This is a genomic window from Halolactibacillus halophilus (genome assembly GCF_900115605.1).
Taxonomy (GTDB): Bacteria; Bacillota; Bacilli; order Bacillales; family Amphibacillaceae; genus Halolactibacillus; species Halolactibacillus halophilus.
In genome coordinates this window covers 20019-39699 of the sequence record NZ_FOXC01000009.1, presented here as the reverse complement: position 1 = coordinate 39699, position 19681 = coordinate 20019, and the positions used below count along the sequence as shown (strand labels likewise).

16 protein-coding genes are annotated in these 19681 nt (G+C 41.0%); 12 read left to right on the top strand and 4 right to left on the bottom strand.

The window, feature by feature from the left end; all coding sequences use genetic code 11:
- Nucleotides 1-143: 143 nt before the first annotated feature.
- The gene (gene plsY / locus BM098_RS04925) at nucleotides 144-731 is read right to left on the bottom strand and encodes a glycerol-3-phosphate 1-O-acyltransferase PlsY (protein ID WP_089831024.1); all 588 of its coding nucleotides are present in this window, start codon (nucleotides 729-731) and stop codon (nucleotides 144-146) included.
- Between the two features lie 251 nt (nucleotides 732-982).
- On the opposite strand from plsY, the gene BM098_RS04920 reads away from it, so the two are divergent.
- The 3 genes from BM098_RS04920 to parC all read left to right on the top strand — a co-directional run bounded on the left by BM098_RS04920 (nucleotide 983) and on the right by parC (nucleotide 5942).
- Nucleotides 983-1396 carry a CoA-binding protein gene (locus tag BM098_RS04920; RefSeq protein WP_089831022.1) on the top strand — a complete coding sequence of 138 codons (414 nt, stop codon included), beginning with the start codon at nucleotides 983-985 and terminating at the stop codon, nucleotides 1394-1396.
- Between the two features lie 111 nt (nucleotides 1397-1507).
- Entirely contained in the window at nucleotides 1508-3463 is a 1956-nt protein-coding gene (parE, locus tag BM098_RS04915) for a DNA topoisomerase IV subunit B (protein ID WP_089831021.1), read from the top strand.
- A 28-nt stretch (nucleotides 3464-3491) separates the two neighbouring features.
- Nucleotides 3492-5942: a DNA topoisomerase IV subunit A gene (gene parC / locus BM098_RS04910; protein WP_089831019.1), complete on the top strand. Its 2451-nt coding sequence runs from the start codon at nucleotides 3492-3494 to the stop codon at nucleotides 5940-5942.
- Between the two features lie 98 nt (nucleotides 5943-6040).
- Here parC and hisJ read toward each other — a convergent pair whose 3' ends face one another.
- Entirely contained in the window at nucleotides 6041-6850 is an 810-nt protein-coding gene (gene hisJ / locus BM098_RS04905; RefSeq protein WP_307725232.1) for a histidinol-phosphatase HisJ, read from the bottom strand.
- Nucleotides 6851-7005: 155 nt separating this feature from the next.
- Here hisJ and BM098_RS04900 point away from each other — a divergent pair, with 155 nt between their 5' ends.
- From BM098_RS04900 to hisIE, 8 genes are read left to right on the top strand one after another with little or no spacing between them, the layout of a single operon-like run.
- The gene (locus BM098_RS04900; protein ID WP_089831016.1) at nucleotides 7006-8103 is read left to right on the top strand and encodes an ATP phosphoribosyltransferase regulatory subunit; all 1098 of its coding nucleotides are present in this window, start codon (nucleotides 7006-7008) and stop codon (nucleotides 8101-8103) included.
- Nucleotides 8100-8726, top strand: coding sequence for an ATP phosphoribosyltransferase (gene hisG, locus BM098_RS04895; protein ID WP_089831014.1), 627 nt, complete (start codon nucleotides 8100-8102; stop codon nucleotides 8724-8726). Before BM098_RS04900 ends, hisG begins: the two co-directional genes overlap by 4 nt.
- On the top strand, nucleotides 8719-9999 hold the full coding sequence (gene hisD, locus BM098_RS04890; protein WP_089831012.1) for a histidinol dehydrogenase: 1281 nt from the start codon (nucleotides 8719-8721) through the stop codon (nucleotides 9997-9999). Before hisG ends, hisD begins: the two co-directional genes overlap by 8 nt.
- 28 nt (nucleotides 10000-10027) lie before the next feature.
- Nucleotides 10028-10615 (top strand): imidazoleglycerol-phosphate dehydratase HisB, encoded by a 588-nt coding sequence (gene hisB / locus BM098_RS04885; protein WP_089831010.1) that lies wholly within the window; start codon nucleotides 10028-10030, stop codon nucleotides 10613-10615.
- Nucleotides 10612-11211 (top strand): imidazole glycerol phosphate synthase subunit HisH, encoded by a 600-nt coding sequence (hisH, locus tag BM098_RS04880; protein WP_089831008.1) that lies wholly within the window; start codon nucleotides 10612-10614, stop codon nucleotides 11209-11211. Before hisB ends, hisH begins: the two co-directional genes overlap by 4 nt.
- Nucleotides 11208-11915 (top strand): 1-(5-phosphoribosyl)-5-[(5-phosphoribosylamino)methylideneamino]imidazole-4-carboxamide isomerase, encoded by a 708-nt coding sequence (hisA, locus tag BM098_RS04875; protein WP_089831006.1) that lies wholly within the window; start codon nucleotides 11208-11210, stop codon nucleotides 11913-11915. Before hisH ends, hisA begins: the two co-directional genes overlap by 4 nt.
- Nucleotides 11912-12670, top strand: coding sequence for an imidazole glycerol phosphate synthase subunit HisF (gene hisF / locus BM098_RS04870; RefSeq protein ID WP_089831004.1), 759 nt, complete (start codon nucleotides 11912-11914; stop codon nucleotides 12668-12670). Before hisA ends, hisF begins: the two co-directional genes overlap by 4 nt.
- Complete coding sequence (hisIE, locus tag BM098_RS04865; RefSeq protein WP_089831002.1) at nucleotides 12660-13313, top strand: bifunctional phosphoribosyl-AMP cyclohydrolase/phosphoribosyl-ATP diphosphatase HisIE; 654 nt, start codon at nucleotides 12660-12662, stop codon at nucleotides 13311-13313. The genes hisF and hisIE overlap by 11 nt, the downstream gene beginning before the upstream one ends.
- A 114-nt stretch (nucleotides 13314-13427) precedes the next feature.
- Here the strand turns inward: hisIE and msrA are convergent, their stop codons facing one another.
- Both msrA and BM098_RS04855 read right to left on the bottom strand, forming a co-directional pair.
- Nucleotides 13428-13955: a peptide-methionine (S)-S-oxide reductase MsrA gene (msrA, locus tag BM098_RS04860; RefSeq protein WP_089831000.1), complete on the bottom strand. Its 528-nt coding sequence runs from the start codon at nucleotides 13953-13955 to the stop codon at nucleotides 13428-13430.
- 44 nt (nucleotides 13956-13999) lie between these two features.
- Entirely contained in the window at nucleotides 14000-14929 is a 930-nt protein-coding gene (locus tag BM098_RS04855) for a glutamate biosynthesis transcriptional regulator GltC (protein ID WP_089830998.1), read from the bottom strand.
- 205 nt (nucleotides 14930-15134) lie between these two features.
- Between BM098_RS04855 and gltB the strand changes: the two genes are divergently transcribed.
- Nucleotides 15135-19667, top strand: coding sequence for a glutamate synthase large subunit (gltB, locus tag BM098_RS04850; protein WP_089830996.1), 4533 nt, complete (start codon nucleotides 15135-15137; stop codon nucleotides 19665-19667).
- Nucleotides 19668-19681 lie beyond the last annotated feature (14 nt).

Below are 19681 nucleotides of genomic sequence, written 5' to 3'. Positions count from 1 at the left end.
GTCGTGCATCCCCTTTCGGTTCTCTTTCTTATTTAAAGAGTATACTAAGAGTCTAGATGAGTTTCAATCTATTTAACTTAAGTTTCTTTATTTGTGAGGAGAAAGGCGACAAAAAAGCGCACGTATAAACGTGCGCATCGCTGTTACATCCAAGTAATTTTAGGTTCTGTCTTATTCATGAGACGTTTAATGTTGGGAATGTGACGATAGATGATAAATGTCAACAACACCGACGTTAAAATGAGTAAATCGAATCGTGACATGATCAGCGCTGTAATCACGGCGACAAAACTGGTGACAATCGACGATAATGATACATACTTAGTGATATACAGTAATACAAAAAAGGTTGCAAGAATAATGAAAAATAGTAATGGACTTAGTCCTAAGACGAGACCGCCTGAGGTAGCGACTGCTTTGCCACCTTTAAATCCGGCAAAGAGCGGGTACATGTGACCAATGACACAGAAAACACCAATGACAAGTAAATTTACTTCGATGGGACTAAAATAAAAGGGAATAGCGATACTTAAGGTTCCTTTAAGGACATCACTCACCGTAACAGCAATACCGGCTTTTTTTCCTAAGACACGGAAGGTATTCGTCCCGCCAAGGTTCCCGCTGCCATGTTCTCTGATATCGGTTTGGTAAAAGGCTTTTCCAACAATCAATCCGGACGGGATTGAGCCAAGTAAATAAGCTAAAATAATAAATAATACGTAATAGAGCATCTCAAGTTCCTCATTTCATACAGATTCATCGCTTTATTGTAACATGATTTTAATTTAAGTGAAAGTATTTTAAGACCAGGTGCTAATGATAAAATTAAAGGCACGAGCAGAAGTGTGCGTCAAGTGCGGACAAAAAAGCGGGTCAATTTAATTTGATCTGACACAATGATTTGACCAAATGCTTTAAAAAGGCTTAAACTAAAGAAAAGATATACCTTAAAGGTAATCAATTACACACAAGAGGTGATGATATGTACAATGAACAAACATCAAACAAAACATTTAAGCGTCTATTAACAGACAGTAAAACGATTGCTGTCGTTGGATTATCGAATAAGCCCCACCGTACGTCATATCAAATTAGTAAATTAATGCAGCAGCAAGGATATAAAATTATTCCTGTCAACCCAACCATTGACGAAGTGCTTGGTGAGAAGAGTGTTCCATCACTTTCAGACATTCATGAGCCAGTTGACATTGTCAATGTTTTTAGAAAAGCTATTTTTCTAGAAGATATTGTGACAGAAGCGATCGCGATTAAAGCGCCGGTTGTCTGGGCTCAGCTCGGCATTTACGACGAAGACGTTTTTAAGCGTTATCATAACCAAGTGAAACTTATTATGAATACGTGTATTAAAGTAAAGTATTATGAAGTGATGAATTAAAGGGACGCTTGTCTTTTTCAAAACAGTCATGCTATACTTTATGAGCTTATTAGAAACAACAGTTCGTTATGTGATCGCCTTCTGGCAATCACTTGGAAGGGGAAAAGAACGTTGACACGAACAAATAATTATACCGATGATTCAATTCAAGTATTAGAAGGCTTAGAAGCCGTTAGAAAAAGACCTGGGATGTATATTGGTTCTACCGATGCCCGTGGATTGCATCATCTTGTTTATGAGATTGTCGACAATGCTGTCGATGAGGCCCTGGCGGGATATGGTGAAAAAATTTCTGTCACAATAGAAGCAGATAATAGCATTACCGTGACCGATGAAGCGCGTGGGATGCCAATTGGTATGCATAAATCAGGGAAGTCTACACCAGAAGTCATTTTAACTGTCTTACATGCTGGCGGTAAGTTTGGCCAAGGGGGATATAAAACAGCAGGTGGTCTCCACGGTGTGGGGGCATCTGTTGTCAATGCCTTATCTGAACATTTAACGGTCACGATTAAACGTGATGGTAAAATTATGCGACAGTCCTTTTCTAATGGTGGCAAGTCTGATGGCGACTTAACTGAGATTGGTAAGACGAAACAAACGGGAACGGCGATTCATTTTAAGCCAGATCCAACAATCTTTTCGACCACAACATTTCAGTTTGAAATTTTATCCGAACGCTTAAGAGAATCTGCCTTTCTATTAAAAGGCATTAACATTACTCTCATTGACAAACGACATGATGTGACCGAAGAGTATGTATATCCTGAAGGATTAAAAGCCTTTGTTACCTATTTAAATGAAGATAAAGATGTCTTAAATGACGTGGTTGCTTTTGAAGGTGAACATAATGGCATTGAAGTCGACTTTAGTTTTCAATTCAATGATGGTTATACAGAAAGTATTTTAAGTTTTGTTAATAATGTGCGCACAAGAGACGGTGGGACGCATGAAGCCGGAGCGAAAGCTGGTGTGACGCGTGTCTTTAACGAATACGCCCGTAAAATCAAATTGTTGAAAGATAAAGATAAAAATCTTGATGGCAGTGATATCCGTGAAGGTTTTACAAGTGTCGTAAGTGTTAGAATTCCAGAAGAGAAACTTCAGTTTGAAGGTCAAACAAAAGGGAAACTCGGAACGAGTGAAGCTCGCACCGCTGTTGATACCGTTATTACTGAACAACTGAGTTATTTCTTAGAGGAAAATTCTGAATTGGCTCAATCATTATTAAAAAAAGCGATTCGTGCAAAAGAAGCAAGAGAAGCTGCTCGTCGGGCTCGTGATGACGCCCGAACGGGGAAAAAGAAAAAACGAAAGGATGCTTTACTGAGTGGTAAATTAACCCCAGCGCAGTCACGCAATCCTAAAAAGAATGAGTTATATCTCGTTGAGGGAGACTCGGCTGGTGGGTCAGCCAAACAAGGACGTGACCGGAAATTCCAAGCCGTATTACCCTTACGAGGAAAAGTCGTTAATACCGAAAAGACAAAACTTGAAGATGTCTTTAAAAATGAAGAAATCTCTACGATTATTCACACCATTGGAGCCGGGGTTGGCGCTGATTTTGATGTAGATGATGCCCAGTATGATAAAGTGATCATTATGACCGATGCTGATACGGATGGTGCACATATTCAAGTCTTATTGTTAACGTTTTTCTATCGTTACATGCGTCCACTTATCGATGCGGGTAAAATATATATCGCTTTACCGCCGTTATACAAGATTTCAAAAGGTAAAGGAAAGAAAGAAACGATTCGTTATGCGTGGAGTGACGAAGAGATGAAGGAAGCGATTAAAGAGCTGAAATCCGGTTACATCTTGCAGCGTTATAAAGGTTTAGGTGAGATGAATGCGGATCAGCTTTGGGAGACGACAATGAATCCTGAGTCTCGTACCTTGATTCGCGTGACGATAGATGACTTGGCTCGCGCTGAGCGCCGGGTAACGACGCTTATGGGTGATAAAGTTGCGCCTCGTCGGAAATGGATTGAATCACACGTCCAATTTGGATTAGATGAAGAGACAAATATTATTGAGAATGAGAATATTCATACCGAATCATAAGTAAGGATCGAGTTAAGGAGGAAGAACTTTGTCACAACGTGAGCAATATTTAGATTTACCACTAGAAGAAGTGATTGGCGATCGATTTGGTCGCTACAGTAAATATATTATACAAGACCGTGCCTTACCTGATGCACGGGATGGGTTAAAACCGGTTCAACGCCGGATTCTTTATGCGATGCATAAGGAAGGAAATACGCATGAGAAAGGCTTTCGGAAATCTGCCAAGACTGTTGGTACTGTGATTGGTAACTATCACCCGCACGGAGATAGCTCTGTCTATGAGGCGATGGTTCGTTTATCACAAGACTGGAAAGTCCGCAATGTGCTTGTAGAAATGCATGGTAACAATGGGAGTGTTGACGGGGATCCACCGGCAGCAATGCGTTATACTGAAGCACGTCTGGCACCCATTGCGAGCGAATTACTGCGTGATATCGACAAAGAGACGGTGGGATTTATTCCAAACTTTGATGATACCAATCATGAACCAGTGGTCTTACCAGCACGGTTCCCTAATTTACTCGTCAACGGTTCAACGGGTATTTCAGCAGGGTATGCAACCGATATTCCGCCTCATAACTTAAATGAGGTCATTGATGCTGTCATTAAGAAAATTGATGCACCAGATGTGACGATAGATGAACTGATTGAACTCATTCCTGGACCAGACTTTCCAACCGGTGGGATTATTCAAGGGGCAGATGGCATTAAACAAGCTTACCGCACTGGTAAGGGTAAGGTTGTTGTTAGAGGTCGCTGTGAAATTGAAACATTACGCAGTAAGCGAGAACAAATTGTTATCACAGAAATTCCTTATGAAGTCAATAAAGCAAGCCTTGTGAAACGAATGGACGAGTTAAAGCTTGACCGCAAAGTTGAAGGCGTCGCTGAAATTCGTGACGAAACGGACCGGACAGGTATGCGGATTGTCATTGAACTGAAAAAAGACGCTGACAGTATCGGGATTTTAAATTTCTTTTATAAAAATACAGATTTACAAATTACCTATAATTTTAATATGGTCGCGATTGTTGATAAAACACCAAAACTTATGTCGTTAGTTGACATGTTAGAGGCTTATATTAAGCACCAACGCCATGTGATTAGACGAGCGGCAACATTTGATTTAAATAAAGCTAAAACTCGCCATCATATCGTTGAAGGGTTAATTAAAGCTATTTCAGTACTTGATGAATTAATTCAAAAAATCCGTCAAAGTAAAGATAAAAAAGATGCTAAAACCCGGATAAAAGAAGCGTATCAATTTACTGAAGAGCAAGCAGAGGCCATTGTTAATTTACAACTTTACCGTTTGACGAATACCGATATTACGGCTCTTCAGCAAGAGCTTGACACGTTAACAAAAGAAATGACGCGATTAGAAAAAATCGTTACCGATAACAAAACATTAGATAATGTCATCAAAAAAGATTTGAAAGACTTAAAGAAACGTTTTAACACGGTTAGGTTAACGACGATCGAACAAGAAGTTGAAGAGCTTAAAATTAACCTTGAAGTTATGATCGCAAGTGAAGATGTGTTAGTGTCGGTGACACATGATGGTTACATTAAACGAACCAGTCTAAGGTCATATCAAGCCTCAAATGGTGAAGATTTAGCAATGAAGGAAGAAGACCGGTTAGTTGGTCTTTATGAAGTGAATACGACCGATACAATGCTGATGTTTACCAATCGCGGGAGATACATTTATGCACCGGTTCATACCCTCCCTGATATTCGTTGGAAAGACCTTGCTCAGCATGCATCGCACTTAGTTGGCTTAGACCAAGGAGAAAAAATTATTGAAGCGATGCCTATGCGAGATTTTAATACCACGGAATATTTGATCTTCTTTACGAAGAACGGCATGGTTAAACGCTCTGAATTAAAATTATATGAGGCCAGTCGCTATTCTAAACCCCTGATCGCTACCGGACTCAAAAAAGGTGATGAAGTCATCAGTGTTTACCGCTCTAACGGTCTCCAAGATGTTTTCGTTGTCTCCAATAGAGGTTATGGTCTTCACTACAGTGAAGCAGAAATTTCTCCCGTCGGACAGCGCGCAGCTGGCGTTAAAGCGATTCAACTCAAACAAGATGAGCATGTCGTTAGTGGGCTGGTGATGAGTGGAGAAGATGATGATACCTTCTTCACATTAGTGACCCAACGCGGTGCGATGAAGCGAATGGCACTATCACTTTTTGAAACAGCCAAACGGGCAAACCGCGGGCAAATTATGTTACGTGAATTAAAAGGGAAACCCCATCGTGTGGTTGGTTTCTTAGAATGCAGTAGCCTGGAGCAAATTGTCCTTGAAACAACAAGTGGAGACCGTAGTCTACATCATCCAATGGCCTTGTCACTTAGTGATCGCTATAGTAACGGCTCGTTTGTACTTGATACCGATCAAGTTGGGGACGTCGTAAACGTCTATAAAGAAACGCTATATGAAGCGCCGTTTAAAGAAGAGAAATAACGACGTTAAGCGTTCGCTGCTATAAAGCAGAACGTCAAATAGAAAACAACCGAGAACGACAAACGTCATTCTCGGTTGTTTTCTTTTCTCTTCACACCTCAGTCAATCAGCGCGATTTGAAATTCACGACCAACATCAGTTGCTTGATGAGCATCCGAGCCGATTTTTAAAGGGATCCCGTTCTCTTTTGCCCGTTGTAACACGACTGGATTCGGATAAACGGTTTGACAATCTGGTTTAAATAATCCGGCTGTATTCACATCTAGTTGATAGCCTTTTGTCTTGATCAGCGTGAGTAACTGGTCAATTTGCTTCATCATCACCTTAGAATACTGATAAGGATAAACCCGTTTAAACTTCTCAACAAGTGTCATATGCCCGATTCGTATGGGTTTAAAGTGGCCTAAATCACTACGAACAGATTTCTCAACAGTGTGAAAGTAGGCCCGGTACACGTTTTCTACTGAGCCTAAGGCCGTTACTAAGTCACCGAAAGCAGCTTGACTAAAATCTAGACAGTGGAAAGTGTCTGTATTATCCTTTAGCATATGCACCGATAAAATCGCATCTTCAATTTCGTCACCGTACGTATTAAGAAAATCAGTCGTTGCTTGTTCAAATCCTTCAATGTAATCAACTTCAAACCCTACTCGAATTTTCAGGTCATTTTTATACATCTCTCTTACTTTTTGAATGGCTTTAATATAAGCATCGACTTGTTCGCGCCTCATCCCACTATCTTTATCTGGGGTAGGGTCAACAAACCCTTCAGGGAGTGGGGCATGTTCGGTGAAACTGATTTCTTTTAAACCTAACTGAATGGCTTTTTCTGCGTATGCTGCCAACGTATCCGTCGTACCATGGGGGCAAAACGGGGTATGAATATGATAATCTCCTAAAATAGGCATTTAAAAACCTCCCTCTTTCCTTTATGATATAATTAACTGAACAATTTGAAAAGAAAAAAATGTTGACCAGCTTAATAAATAATGTTAAATTAGTAACACTATCAATACTTTATCACGCTAAAGTGGTACAGTAATAAAGAAACGGATGTGACAAAATGTTTTTACCGGATGGCAGTCAAGATCAAATCGGCAAGATCCTATTAAAAAAACAACATGTGTATCAAATTTTTAATGACGTCGCTGTTTCTCGTGGCTTTAAAGCAATTGAAACGCCCGTTATTGAATATGCGGATACCTTTACGAATCCCCATATTGGAATGCCTTTTCAACAGTTATTAAAGTGGTTCGACCGTGAGGGAGAGATTGAGGTCCTCCGTCCCGATTGGACTACAGCTATTGCGAGAGCATTAATGAAACTAAACCCAAAAGAATCTAAGTGGTTCTACCAAGGGTCTGTGTTTACCCAAGATAAAGACGGGATTGAAAGTCGACAAGCAGGGATTGAAATGATTCGGACCGCACCAAACGAAGGCGAAATTGAAACGCTTTGTTTTGCGATTGATTATTTATCTGCTGTCGATGTATCAGACTATGTGATTGAACTCGGGCATACCGGTATTTACGAAACGATTATCGCACCTCTAACACTTACAGTAGAGAAAGAAGCCAAACTACGCTTAGCGATGCATGATAAACGTCAAGATGTCGTAAAAGACCTAACAGAGAAAAATCCACGAGTTCAAAAACAACTGTTAGACTTAATTGATGCATATGGTGATGTGTCTATACTTGAGCGCTATAAAGCAACCTATCAAGCGGATGAAACGATTGTGACTATCGTCAACGAGTTAATTCAATTAGTCAACGTCTTAAAACAACTTGGCATTGACAAAACGATTGTCGACCTCGGCCGAGTGAAGCAATTGCCTTACTATAGTGGAACGATGTTCACAGGCTACCTTACGACGAGTGGGGAAGAATGTTTTTCGGGGGGACGATATGATAAGTTGTATCAACAATTTAATCAATCGATCTCAGCGATTGGCTTAGCCTTTGATGTTGACGTACTTGCGAGCGCTGTTGAGATGGACGAGCGCGGACGCGTTGCTATCCTTGCCTCAGTTGATACGCATGTACTCGCTGAACTGAAGCGTCGCACTATCTCAGGTAAAATCGTTGATATACTCTATACTGAACCAAACATATCAGATTATGAACAAATCATCGATCTAAGAAATGAGGGAACGAAGTGAAACCAGTTATTGCGCTAACAAAAGGGCGGTTAGAAAAACAATTTTTAGATTACTATCAATCATTAGGTTATGACATTGCACCGCTAACGGACAAAGGACGGAAATTACGGGTGGATACGGATGACTTTCAATTTATTTTCGCTAAAGGCCCTGATGTGGCGACCTATGTTCAATACGGGATTGCCGACTTAGGTATTGTCGGTGGTGACATTTTAGCTGAATTCCAGCCAGATGTTTTTGACTTGTTTCCACTCCCGTTTGGTGCTTGCCGAATGGCTGTTGCAACAGAAGCCGGTAAAGTTTGGTCAAATGGTAAAAAGCGCATTGCGAGTAAATATACCGGCGTTACGAAAGCTTTCTATAAAGAAAAGGGCGAATCAGTTGATATTATCAAATTAGAAGGGTCGGTTGAACTGGCGCCAATCTTAGGACTAGCAGATGCGATTGTCGATATTGTTGAAACAGGCAATACACTAAAAGAAAATGGCTTAGTCGTTGAAGAAGAATTTATGCAGTTTAGTGCCCGGCTGATAGCAAATCGCTCCGCTTTAAAGATTAAACGAGAAGCATTAAAATCTGTCATTGCTAAACTTAATCCGAACGGAGGAAACACACATGATTAATATTTTAGATCAAGACAGCTTTCTCGCGCAACTTGAACATCAACAAGCGCCTAGCGAACAAAAAGAACAGATCGAACAAGTGGCTAAAGACGTCATCAAAAACATTCGTCGCGACAAAGATGACGCTTTGTTTTACTATATTGAAAAATTCGATGGCAAACTTGAAGGGGACTTACGAGTATCGAAGGACGAGCGTCAAGCAGCTTGGGAGAAAGTCGACCAAGGTGTCGTTGATGCATTGACACGAGCAGCGAATAATATTCGTCGTTTCCACCAAAAACAACTAAAAGAATCACGTTTTATGCAACATGACCAAGACATTGTATCAGGGCAACTGTATACGCCGATAGAAAATGTTGGGATTTACGTACCAGGTGGTACAGCTTGTTACCCATCGTCGGTATTGATGAATGCGATTCCTGCTGTTTTAGCAGGTGTAACCAATGTTGTTATGGTAACACCTGAGCGTTTTGGCGAAAAGATCAACCCAATTCTACTTGTCGCCGCTGACATTGCCGGGGTGACGGACATATATAAAGTCGGTGGTATTCAAGCCATTGCTGGCCTAAGCTATGGAACAGAAACATTACCAAAGGTTGATAAGATTGTTGGACCAGGAAATGCATATGTCGCCGCAGCTAAATCACTCGTGTTTGGTGATGTTGGCATTGATATGGTCGCTGGACCTTCAGAAGTCGCGATTATTGCTGATGAAACCGCACAAGCTAAACACATTGCCAGTGACTTAATTGCACAAGCTGAGCATGATACGCTTGCTCGCGCGTATTTATTCTCAACATCTAAAACATTAATTGATGAAACAACGCTCGAACTCGAAAAACAACTTAACGTTTTGCCACGGGTTGAGATTGCGGAAAAAGCATTAAGAGATTTTGGTGGGCTGGTTTATGTTGACTCACTCACTGAAGCTTTTGAGCTGTCGAATACGTTAGCACCGGAACATTTAGAAGTCCAGGTTGATCAACCACTCGACTATTTACGCTATATTAAACATGCAGGTAGTGTCTTCTTAGGTCATTACACACCGGAATCACTCGGTGACTATTACGCCGGACCGAATCATGTCTTACCAACCTCGGGCACAGCTAAGTTTTCATCTGGTTTATCAGTAGACGACTTTGTTAAGAAAACAACCTTTTTATATTATTCAAAAGAAGCCTTGCAACAAGCAAAAGATGACGTGGTAACAATCGCAAGAGAAGAACAATTAGACGGTCACGCCGAAGCTGTTATTAAACGGTTTGAAGATTAATCGATTGATTAGAAAAGAGGAATAACCCATGCGAAAAAGTACAAAACAAAGACAAACAACAGAAACAGCGATCGATGTTGCCCTTAATTTAGACGATCAAGCACCCGTCTCGATTGATACAGGGGTTGGCTTTTTTGATCATATGTTAACACTACTTGCTTCACACGGCCGGTTTTCGCTTGAAGTAAAAGCAAACGGTGACTTACATATCGATAGTCACCACACCGTTGAAGATGTCGGCATTGTGATCGGTCAATTGTTTAAAGAGGCGATTGGTGATAAGGTTGGTATTAATCGTTACGGCACCGCTTACGTTCCAATGGATGAAGCGTTAGGATTTGTCTCACTTGATATTAGTGGTCGTCCGTACCTTGTATTGGATGCAGAATTTTCAAATGACAAACTCGGCAACTTCGACACAGAACTTGTCCGTGAATTTTTGCAAGCTTTTATGGTACACGCGGGTATTACCCTTCATGCACGGGTATTATACGGCATCAACACTCACCACAAAATAGAAGCTATCTTTAAAGCTCTCGGTCAAGCGCTCGCTCAAGCAATAACGATTAATCCTGATATTAAAGGGGTTAATTCAACGAAGGGGTTGCTCGAATGATTGCGATTGTTGATTACGGTATGGGCAATGTATTGAGTGTGAGACACGCCTTTGAAAAGTTAGGTGAGAAAGTTATTGTTACAGATGATCAAATAACTTTGCGTGAAGCGGATATTATCGTCTTACCAGGAGTTGGTTCATTTCAAGCGGCAATGAAAGAAATTTATGACCGCGACTTATACCATATATTAATCGAGTTAGCTGATAAGAAACCATTCCTTGGTATTTGTTTAGGGATGCAGCTCTTATTCTCAGAAGGGACTGAGGGGGAGGCGACGAAAGGCTTGAATCTGATTCCTGGTACGGTTAGAAAAATCGACACCGATTTTATTCTTCCACACGTTGGTTGGAATCAGTTGACAATAGCTCACAACCAGCCAGCTTTTACCCCATTCGAACAGGCTTTTGTTTACTTCGTACACACCTATCAAGCAAAGACGGATGATCAATACATCGTTGCCAAAAGCAGCTACGGTGAAGACATAACGGCAATCGTGCGCAAAGGTCACATTTTTGGCATCCAGTTCCACCCGGAAAAAAGTGCCGAAATTGGCTCAGATATTATTCAGACATTCTTAAACGAGGTGAAACAATGAAAATATTACCAGCGATTGATTTATTAAATGGTCAATGTGTGAGATTGTATCAAGGTGATTTTAACCAATCAGAACAAGTCGCCAAAGACCCCATCAAACAACTCGAAACATTCATTGAAGATGGTGCTGAGATTGTGCACATTGTTGATTTAGACGGGGCAAGAGATCCGAATAAACGCCAATATCCGTTAATTAAAACGTTAGTTGAACACTCAACTGTGCCAATTGAAGTTGGCGGTGGGATCCGTTCAATGAAAGAAGTTGAAGAACTTGTGACTTTAGGTGTTGACCGAATTGTGTTAGGAACGGCTGCGATTGAAAATCCTGACTTTCTAAAAGAAGCGGTTGCGCTTTACAAAGATCATATCGTTGTCGGGATTGATGCGAAAAATAAACGCGTCGCAACCCACGGCTGGGAAACCGTCTCGGATAAAGATTATATTACCTTTGCTCGTGAAATGGTCGCGCTTGGCGTGGAAACCATTGTCTTTACCGATATTTCAAAAGACGGAACAATGACCGGACCGAGTATTGATCAGTTAGATGCATTAAATCTAGCCGTTGATGCGACGATTGTTGCTAGTGGTGGCATTAGTAAATTAACTGATTTAGAAGCATTAAAAGCGATTGGTATAAAAGAAGCGATTGTTGGTAAAGCGATTTATCAAGGGGCGATTGACTTATCCGAGGCGGTGAGGTTATGATCGCAAAACGAATCATTCCTTGTCTAGATGTAAAAGATGGCAAGGTGGTTAAAGGCGTGAATTTTGTTGGACTACGCGAGTTAGGTGATCCTGTTGAGATGGCAAAGCATTATTCGGAACAGGGCGCTGATGAAATTGTCTTTCTAGATATTTCAGCGACAAATGAAGCAAGACAGACGATTGTCGATATTGTCGAGCGAACGGCTAAAAACATTCATGTTCCGTTTACCGTTGGAGGAGGTGTACGTTCGATTGATGACGTAAACCGGTTACTTCAAGCAGGTGCGGATAAAGTCGGGATTAATTCAGCGGCTGTGCATAAACCGAATCTTGTTAAAGAAGCAAGCACACGCTTTGGCAATCAATGTATTGTCGTGGCGATTGATGCAAAACGCTTTGATGATGGCTGGCACGTGATGACGCACGGAGGCTCAAAAGATGCAGGAATCGATGCGATTCTTTGGGCGAAACAGGTTGAAGCACTGGGTGCGGGTGAAATTTTACTGACGAGCGTCGATGCTGACGGTGTAAAAACAGGGTTTGATTTGCCACTTACACAAGCAATCGTTGATGCAGTTAGAATCCCGGTAATCGCTTCTGGTGGTGTTGGGCATCCGGATCACTTTACTGACGTTTTTCAAGCGACAGATGTCTCCGCAGGCCTTGCGGCTTCGATTTTCCATGAAGACACCTACAGCATTACTGATGTTAAAAATACCTGTATCAAGAAAGGAGTGCTTGTTCGTGAAACCTGATTTCTCTAAAGGATTAGTCCCAGCAGTAATTATTGATCATGAAACAAAAGATGTGTTAATGCTCGCTTATATGAATGAAGAAGCTTACCAAAAAACGTTAGAAATAAATGAAACGGTGTTTTACTCACGTTCACGTGAAGAGCTCTGGCATAAAGGCGCAACATCAGGCAATACGCAAAAAGTATTGTCAATCACGCTTGATTGTGACCAAGATACCTTGCTCATTGAAGTCGAGAAAAATGGCCCTGCTTGTCATACCGGAAGAGAATCGTGTTTCTTTAATCATGTAAGAGAAAATCATTCAGATCAATCGATTGACCCGAATATTTTTCATACCTTGATTGATGAGATTAAAGAACGGAAAATTGATCCAAAAGAAGGGTCTTATACGAACTATTTGTTTAATAAAGGCGTCGATAAAATGAGTAAGAAATTGATTGAGGAAGCTGGCGAAGTGATTATTGCGGCTAAAAATGAGGATCAAGAAGAAATGACATTAGAAATTAGTGACCTTATTTATCACACCTTTGTTTTAATGGAAAATACGGGCGTAGAATTATCCGATGTTAAACGGGAACTTACACGTCGCTTTGCGAAAAAAGGGAATAATAAAGGGGACCGTGATGAGATTACCGAATGGTAATTATTTTATCCCAAAAATTTATCATAAGTAAAAGACTAATGTTTAACAAAAATAATATACACTTTAGCATATAAATATATATATATAAACATGAAAAAGTGAGGGGCATGCCCCTCACTTTTTCCAGTGCTCTTTAATAAACTCATCACGGCCTGATTTCTGCCGGTCAGCTTCATAATCTTGTTTATGGGTCTTATAGTATTCTTGATGATAATCTTCCGCTGGATAGAATGTTGTAGCTGGTAAGATTTCTGTTACAATTGGCGCGGTAAATAAGCCACTAGTTGCGATTTGTTGTTTTGAGGCTTCGGCAAGTTTGGCTTGCGCTTCGTCATGATAAAAAATAGCTGTCCGGTACTGAGGACCACGATCATGAAATTGTCCAAAAGCATCGGTCGGATCAATTTGTGGCCAGTACAAATCAAGAATCGTTTGATAATCAATTACGTCAGGATCATAGCTAATTTGAACCGCTTCATAATGACCAGATGTCCCCGATTTTAAATCTTCATACGTCGGCTTTTCGACATGTCCACCTGTATAGCCAGACGTCACCTCATGTACGCCTTCCCACATGTCAAAAGGTTTGACCATACACCAAAAACATCCACCGGCAAATGTCGCTAATTGTTGTTTTGTCATGCGTTATTCCTTCTTTCTCTTTAAACACATCATCATTATTTCTCTCATTGTTCGTTATCAGTTGCCGTCTCATCTAGTTGTTCTGCGACTGTATTAAACTGGTTTAGCACAAACTGATAAAAGACTTTTTCAGATGGAGCTAGTTCACGGTGTTTTGGCGTGATCATCCCCACACTTCGTTTAATATCCGGGCTACTGATTGGAATGGTGATAGTAAAGTTCGAAGATTGTTCATGCAAGGCGCTCTCAGGTAAAATTGTAAGCCCAATACCAGCTGCCACCATCCCTTTAATCGCATCCATATCTTCACCTTCAGTTGTCACGTGAGGATCAAACCCAACCGATTGACAAGCATCGACCACAAGTTTCTCAAAAATGTACCCTTTTGGAAAGATGACAAAATCTTCATCTTTTAATTCTGTTAAATACACACTTTTACGATTAGCAAGGCGATGGTTTCTTGGGGCGAGTAAAAACATCTGTTCATGAAAAAGAATATCGCCATTAATGTGCGGGTCATCAGTAACCACGGGCCCTAGGAAAGCAATATCTAGCTCACGGGCTTTAATTGCATCAATTAAAAAGTTATATGCGCCTTGACGTAATTGAAAATGAATATGGGGATACCGTTCTTTAAACTCCGCTAATAAATGCGGCAACATTGTACTTGCTAAACTCGTAGGGAAACCAATTTTGATTGAACCGCGTTCGGGATCAATGTATTCATCCATTTGTTTTTTAGCAAAGTCAATGGCTTTCATAGCTTCTTTGGCGTGGACTAAAAAGATTTTTCCAATCGGTAGTAACTTCACATTACGTCCTTCTCGTTCAAATAATTGCACCCCTAGTTCACTTTCTAAGTTGGCAATCTGACGACTAATCGCTGATTGTGCGACATGGAGATGTAGAGCTGCTTCAGAGACGTGTTCACGTTCAGCCACCTCAATAAAATACTTCAATTGTCTAAATTCCATTTGCAATCCCTCATTTGTATGATTGATTTTTTTTTGCATGTAAAAGCAAGGTATAAATCTATCCGATATAATATTATCACTTACTCTATTCATCTCATTTTGAGATAGTAGTGATGGTTTATATATATTGTATATATAAATCAGTCCGATTACAATAGATTCAAATCAAAAAATATAAAAAAAAAGCACGAGGGGGACAATCATCATGCGTTTTAATGAAAAAGTACAAGCAAATGGGATGTATCAGCCCGTTTATGAACGTGATAATTGCGGGATTGGTTTATACGCAAATTTAGATGGTCTTAAAAGCCATGCGATTGTAAAGAATGGCCTAGATATGTTAACAAAACTTGATCACCGCGGAGGACAGGGGAGTGATCCTAATACAGGTGACGGGGCTGGCTTAATGATCCAAATTCCTGATCAATACTTTAGAAAAGTTTTACCTACGATTAACTTACCTGAACCCGGTGACTATGCTGTCGGGATGTTTTTCTTCCAACAAGACGACCCTCATTTTTCCGCCTATAAAAGTCAGATTAATCAGATAATTAAACAAGAAAATGAAATATTACTCACTTGGCGTAAAGTACCGACAAACGTAGAACAAATTGGGTCAACAGCACAAGAATCGGCACCCGTGGTGTATCAAGTTTTTATCAAACGAGAAACAGCCGCACCAGGGCTACCGTTTGAACGTGTATTGTACCGAATGAGAAAACAGATGGAACGGTTTGCTAAAAAACATGACGAGGCATTTTATATTCCTAGTTTCTCTAGTCAAACGATTGTTTTTAAAGGGTTACTCACGTCTTATCAAGTCAATCAATTTTACATTGATTTAAAAGATGAAGATGTTGTTTCTCACTTTAGCCTGGTACACTCGCGCTTTAGTACAAATACTTTCCCGTCATGGGAGCGGGCCCATCCGAATCGTTATTTGATTCATAACGGTGAGATTAATACGTTACGCGGCAATATTAATAAAATGAAAGCGCGTGAACATAATTTAAAGACCGATGTTTTTGGGGAGGATTTTGACGCAATTTTACCAATTTTAAATGAAGACGGTAGTGATTCATCGGTACTCGATAACGCTTTAGAATTCTTAATCCTCTCAGGTAAGTCACCACAAGAAGCGGCGATGATGCTTATACCAGAGCCATATGAAAATGAACAGACGATGCCAGCAGACAAACGTGCCTTTTACCGGTACATGAGTGCCGTATCTGAAGAGTGGGATGGTCCGACATCGATGACCTTCACTAATGGGAAACAATTGGGTGCTATTTTAGACCGTAACGGTCTAAGACCGGCGCGTTATGTCATAACAGATCGACGTGATATTATTTATGCTTCTGAGGTCGGTGTTTTACCAATCAATGAAGCACATATTGTTGAAAAAAATCGCTTAAAGCCAGGCGAGATGTTGTTCATTGATTTTGAACAGGGACGAATAATTCCAGACCAGGAAATAAAACAATCGGTTGTAACAAAACATCCGTATGAAAACTGGCTTAGTGACGAGGTGCGTCACATTAAGAAGCCTGAGACGTTGACAGTAAAAAAACGAGATAGCTTATTATCACGCCAACGGGCCTTTGGTTATACACATGAGGTAATTGAAAACTATTTAATCGCCTTACAAGAACAAAAGAAAGACCCGATTGGTGCGATGGGGATAGATACTCCACTTGCGGTCTTATCAAATAAACAACAATCGCTATTTAACTATTTCAAACAAACATTTGCACAAGTAACAAATCCGCCAATCGATGCCTACCGTGAGCGTCATGTGATTTCAACGAAGGTATGGTTAGGTAAAGAAGGCGATTACTTAACAGCTGCACCAGAAAATGTTCGGCGGATTGAATTGCCACACCCGATCTTAACGGCTGAAGAACTGGATGAATTAGTGACGTTAGGAGATAGCTTTAAAAGCGCGCGTCTCAAAACGACCTATACAAATTCATTAACTGAAGCGTTGACAAGCTTACATGAGCAAGCTGAAACACTGATTGAACAAGGGCATGCGCTTCTTATTTTGACAGATGAGGACATGAATGAAGGGACTTACGCCATCCCAACGCTCCTTGCGACGTCAAGTCTACACCAGTATTTGATTAGACAAGGCATCCGGTCTAAAGTTAGCTTACTCGTTGTATCCGGTGAAGTAAAAGAAGCGCATCACTTCGCTTGTTTACTCGGCTACGGTGCTGACGGGATCTTACCTTATTTAGTTTACGAAACGTATCAACAATTAGTGGAAGGTGAGAAATTACCCGGCACCTTAACAGAGATAATCAATACGTATATTGACACAATGGTTGATGGGGTCGTTAAAATCATGTCAAAAATGGGGATTTCAACGTTCAGAAGTTATCAAGGTGCTCAAATATTTGAAGCTGTTGGTATTAGTCGAAACGTGATTGACCAACACTTTACCGGCACAACCTCTGTCTTAGACGGGATTACGCTTGACGTGATTGAACAAGAGGCCCGTATGTTCCATGAGGCTGGATTTAAGTCAACGGATAAACGGTTACCTGAAGGCAGTGAGTTTCAGTGGCGACATGACGGGGAAAGTCATGCTTATAATCCGGCAACGTTGACGCAATTACAGTGGTCAGCAAGACGCGGGGACTATCACTTATTCAAACGTTATACACAACAAATGGAAACCCAACATATTGGTTTTCTTAGACACTTGCTTGATTTTACTGACCAAGAAGCGATAGACCTAAGTGAAGTTGAACCGGTTGATTCAATTGTTAAACGCTTTAAAACTGGGGCGATGAGCTACGGTTCAATTAGTCGTGAAGCGCATGAAACGCTTGCGATTGCGATGAACCGCTTAGGTGGTAAAAGTAACAGTGGCGAGGGCGGGGAAGAAAAAGATCGCTTTATTCAAACCGACCCCCTTATCAATAAAACGAGTGCAATAAAACAAGTTGCCTCCGCAAGATTTGGTGTCGACAGTGATTATTTAGTCCATGCCAATGAGTTACAAATTAAAATGGCCCAAGGCGCAAAGCCAGGTGAAGGTGGTCAATTACCGGGGGACAAAGTATACCCGTGGATTGCGAATACCCGCCGGTCAACCCCAGGGGTCGACCTTATTTCACCGCCGCCACACCATGATATCTATTCAATTGAAGATTTAGCACAGCTGATCTTTGACTTAAAGAATGCCAATCCAAAAGCACGCATTAGCGTTAAACTCGCTGCAAAATCAGGGGTCGGTACCATCAGTGCTGGTGTCGCAAAAGGAAAAGCTGATGTTATTAGTATTGTCGGTTATGACGGTGGAACCGGTGCTTCACCAAAAACGAGCATTAAGCATACGGGCTTACCGCTTGAAATCGGTTTAACCGAAGCGCACCAAACATTAATCCTAAACGGTTTGAGACAACGTGTCGCACTTGAGACCGATGGTAAATTACTGACCGGAAAAGATGTCGTTATGAGTGCAATTTTAGGTGCAGAAGAATTTGGTTTTGCGACCGCTCCGCTCGTTATTTTGGGCTGTGTTATGATGCGGGTCTGTCATTTAGATACATGTCCTGTTGGTGTAGCGACGCAAAATCCAGCTTTACGTGAACGTTTTACCGGCAAACCAGAAGATATTGAGAACTTTATGCGCTTTATCGCTGAAGATATGCGGGAGATTATGGCATCACTTGGCGTGAGAACCGTTAATGAGTTAGTCGGTCAAACCCAACTACTAAAGATTCATGCACGTAAAGACCTTCACTGGAAAGCAAAATACTTGGATTTATCTCGGCTATTATATAAACCAGATGAGGCTTTTCAATTAAAGAAAGAAAAACAAGCCCATCAACTAGAAGAAACATTGGACCAAGCGATTCTTTACCCGTATTTTAAATCATCGATTGAAGAAAAGCAGCCGCAACACATTAAATTACATGTCACCAATATTGACCGGGCAACTGGAACAACTCTCGGTTACCATGTCACGAAAGCACACGGTGAACAAGGCTTACCAGAAGACACGATCAACATCCGTTTATCTGGTTCTTCTGGACAGAGTGTCGGGGCATTTATACCAAAAGGGATGTCGATTCACTTGACCGGCGATGCGAACGATTATGCCGGTAAAGGTTTATCAGGCGGAAAGCTGATTATTGAAGCTACCGAGACAATGAAACCACAAGCCGATCGTGCCATTATCGCTGGTAATGTTTGTTTCATTGGGGCAACATCTGGCGAAGGCTATATCAACGGTCTTGCAGGTGAGCGTTTTGCGGTAAGAAACAGTGGGGCTAATCTTGTCGTTGAAGGTGTTGGAGATAACGGTTGTGAATATATGACCGCTGGCCACGTTGTTATTCTTGGTTCGATTGGTAAGAACTTTGCAGCTGGGATGTCAGGTGGTGAAGCCTATCTTTATACGACAAATAAAGACGCAACGCGTGCCTATATTAACCAAGAACTTGTCGAGATTGAGGATACCTTAACTAAAGCTGCTTTACCGAAAGTAAAACAACAACTACTGACACACGTTGCACATACGCAATCTGTCAAAGCTCAGTCTATTCTAGCTAACTGGGAAACGGAACAGCATAACTTTATTGCCGTTACTCCGCATCGCTATAAACTTGTGACTGGTAAGATTAATCGATTGATCGCAACCGGCGCTACACCTGAAGAAGCAAGTTTACTTGCTTTTAATGAAATAAAAGCGGAAAAACGAAAAGCTGTAGCGAAAACAAAATAAGAAAGGAGCATCAC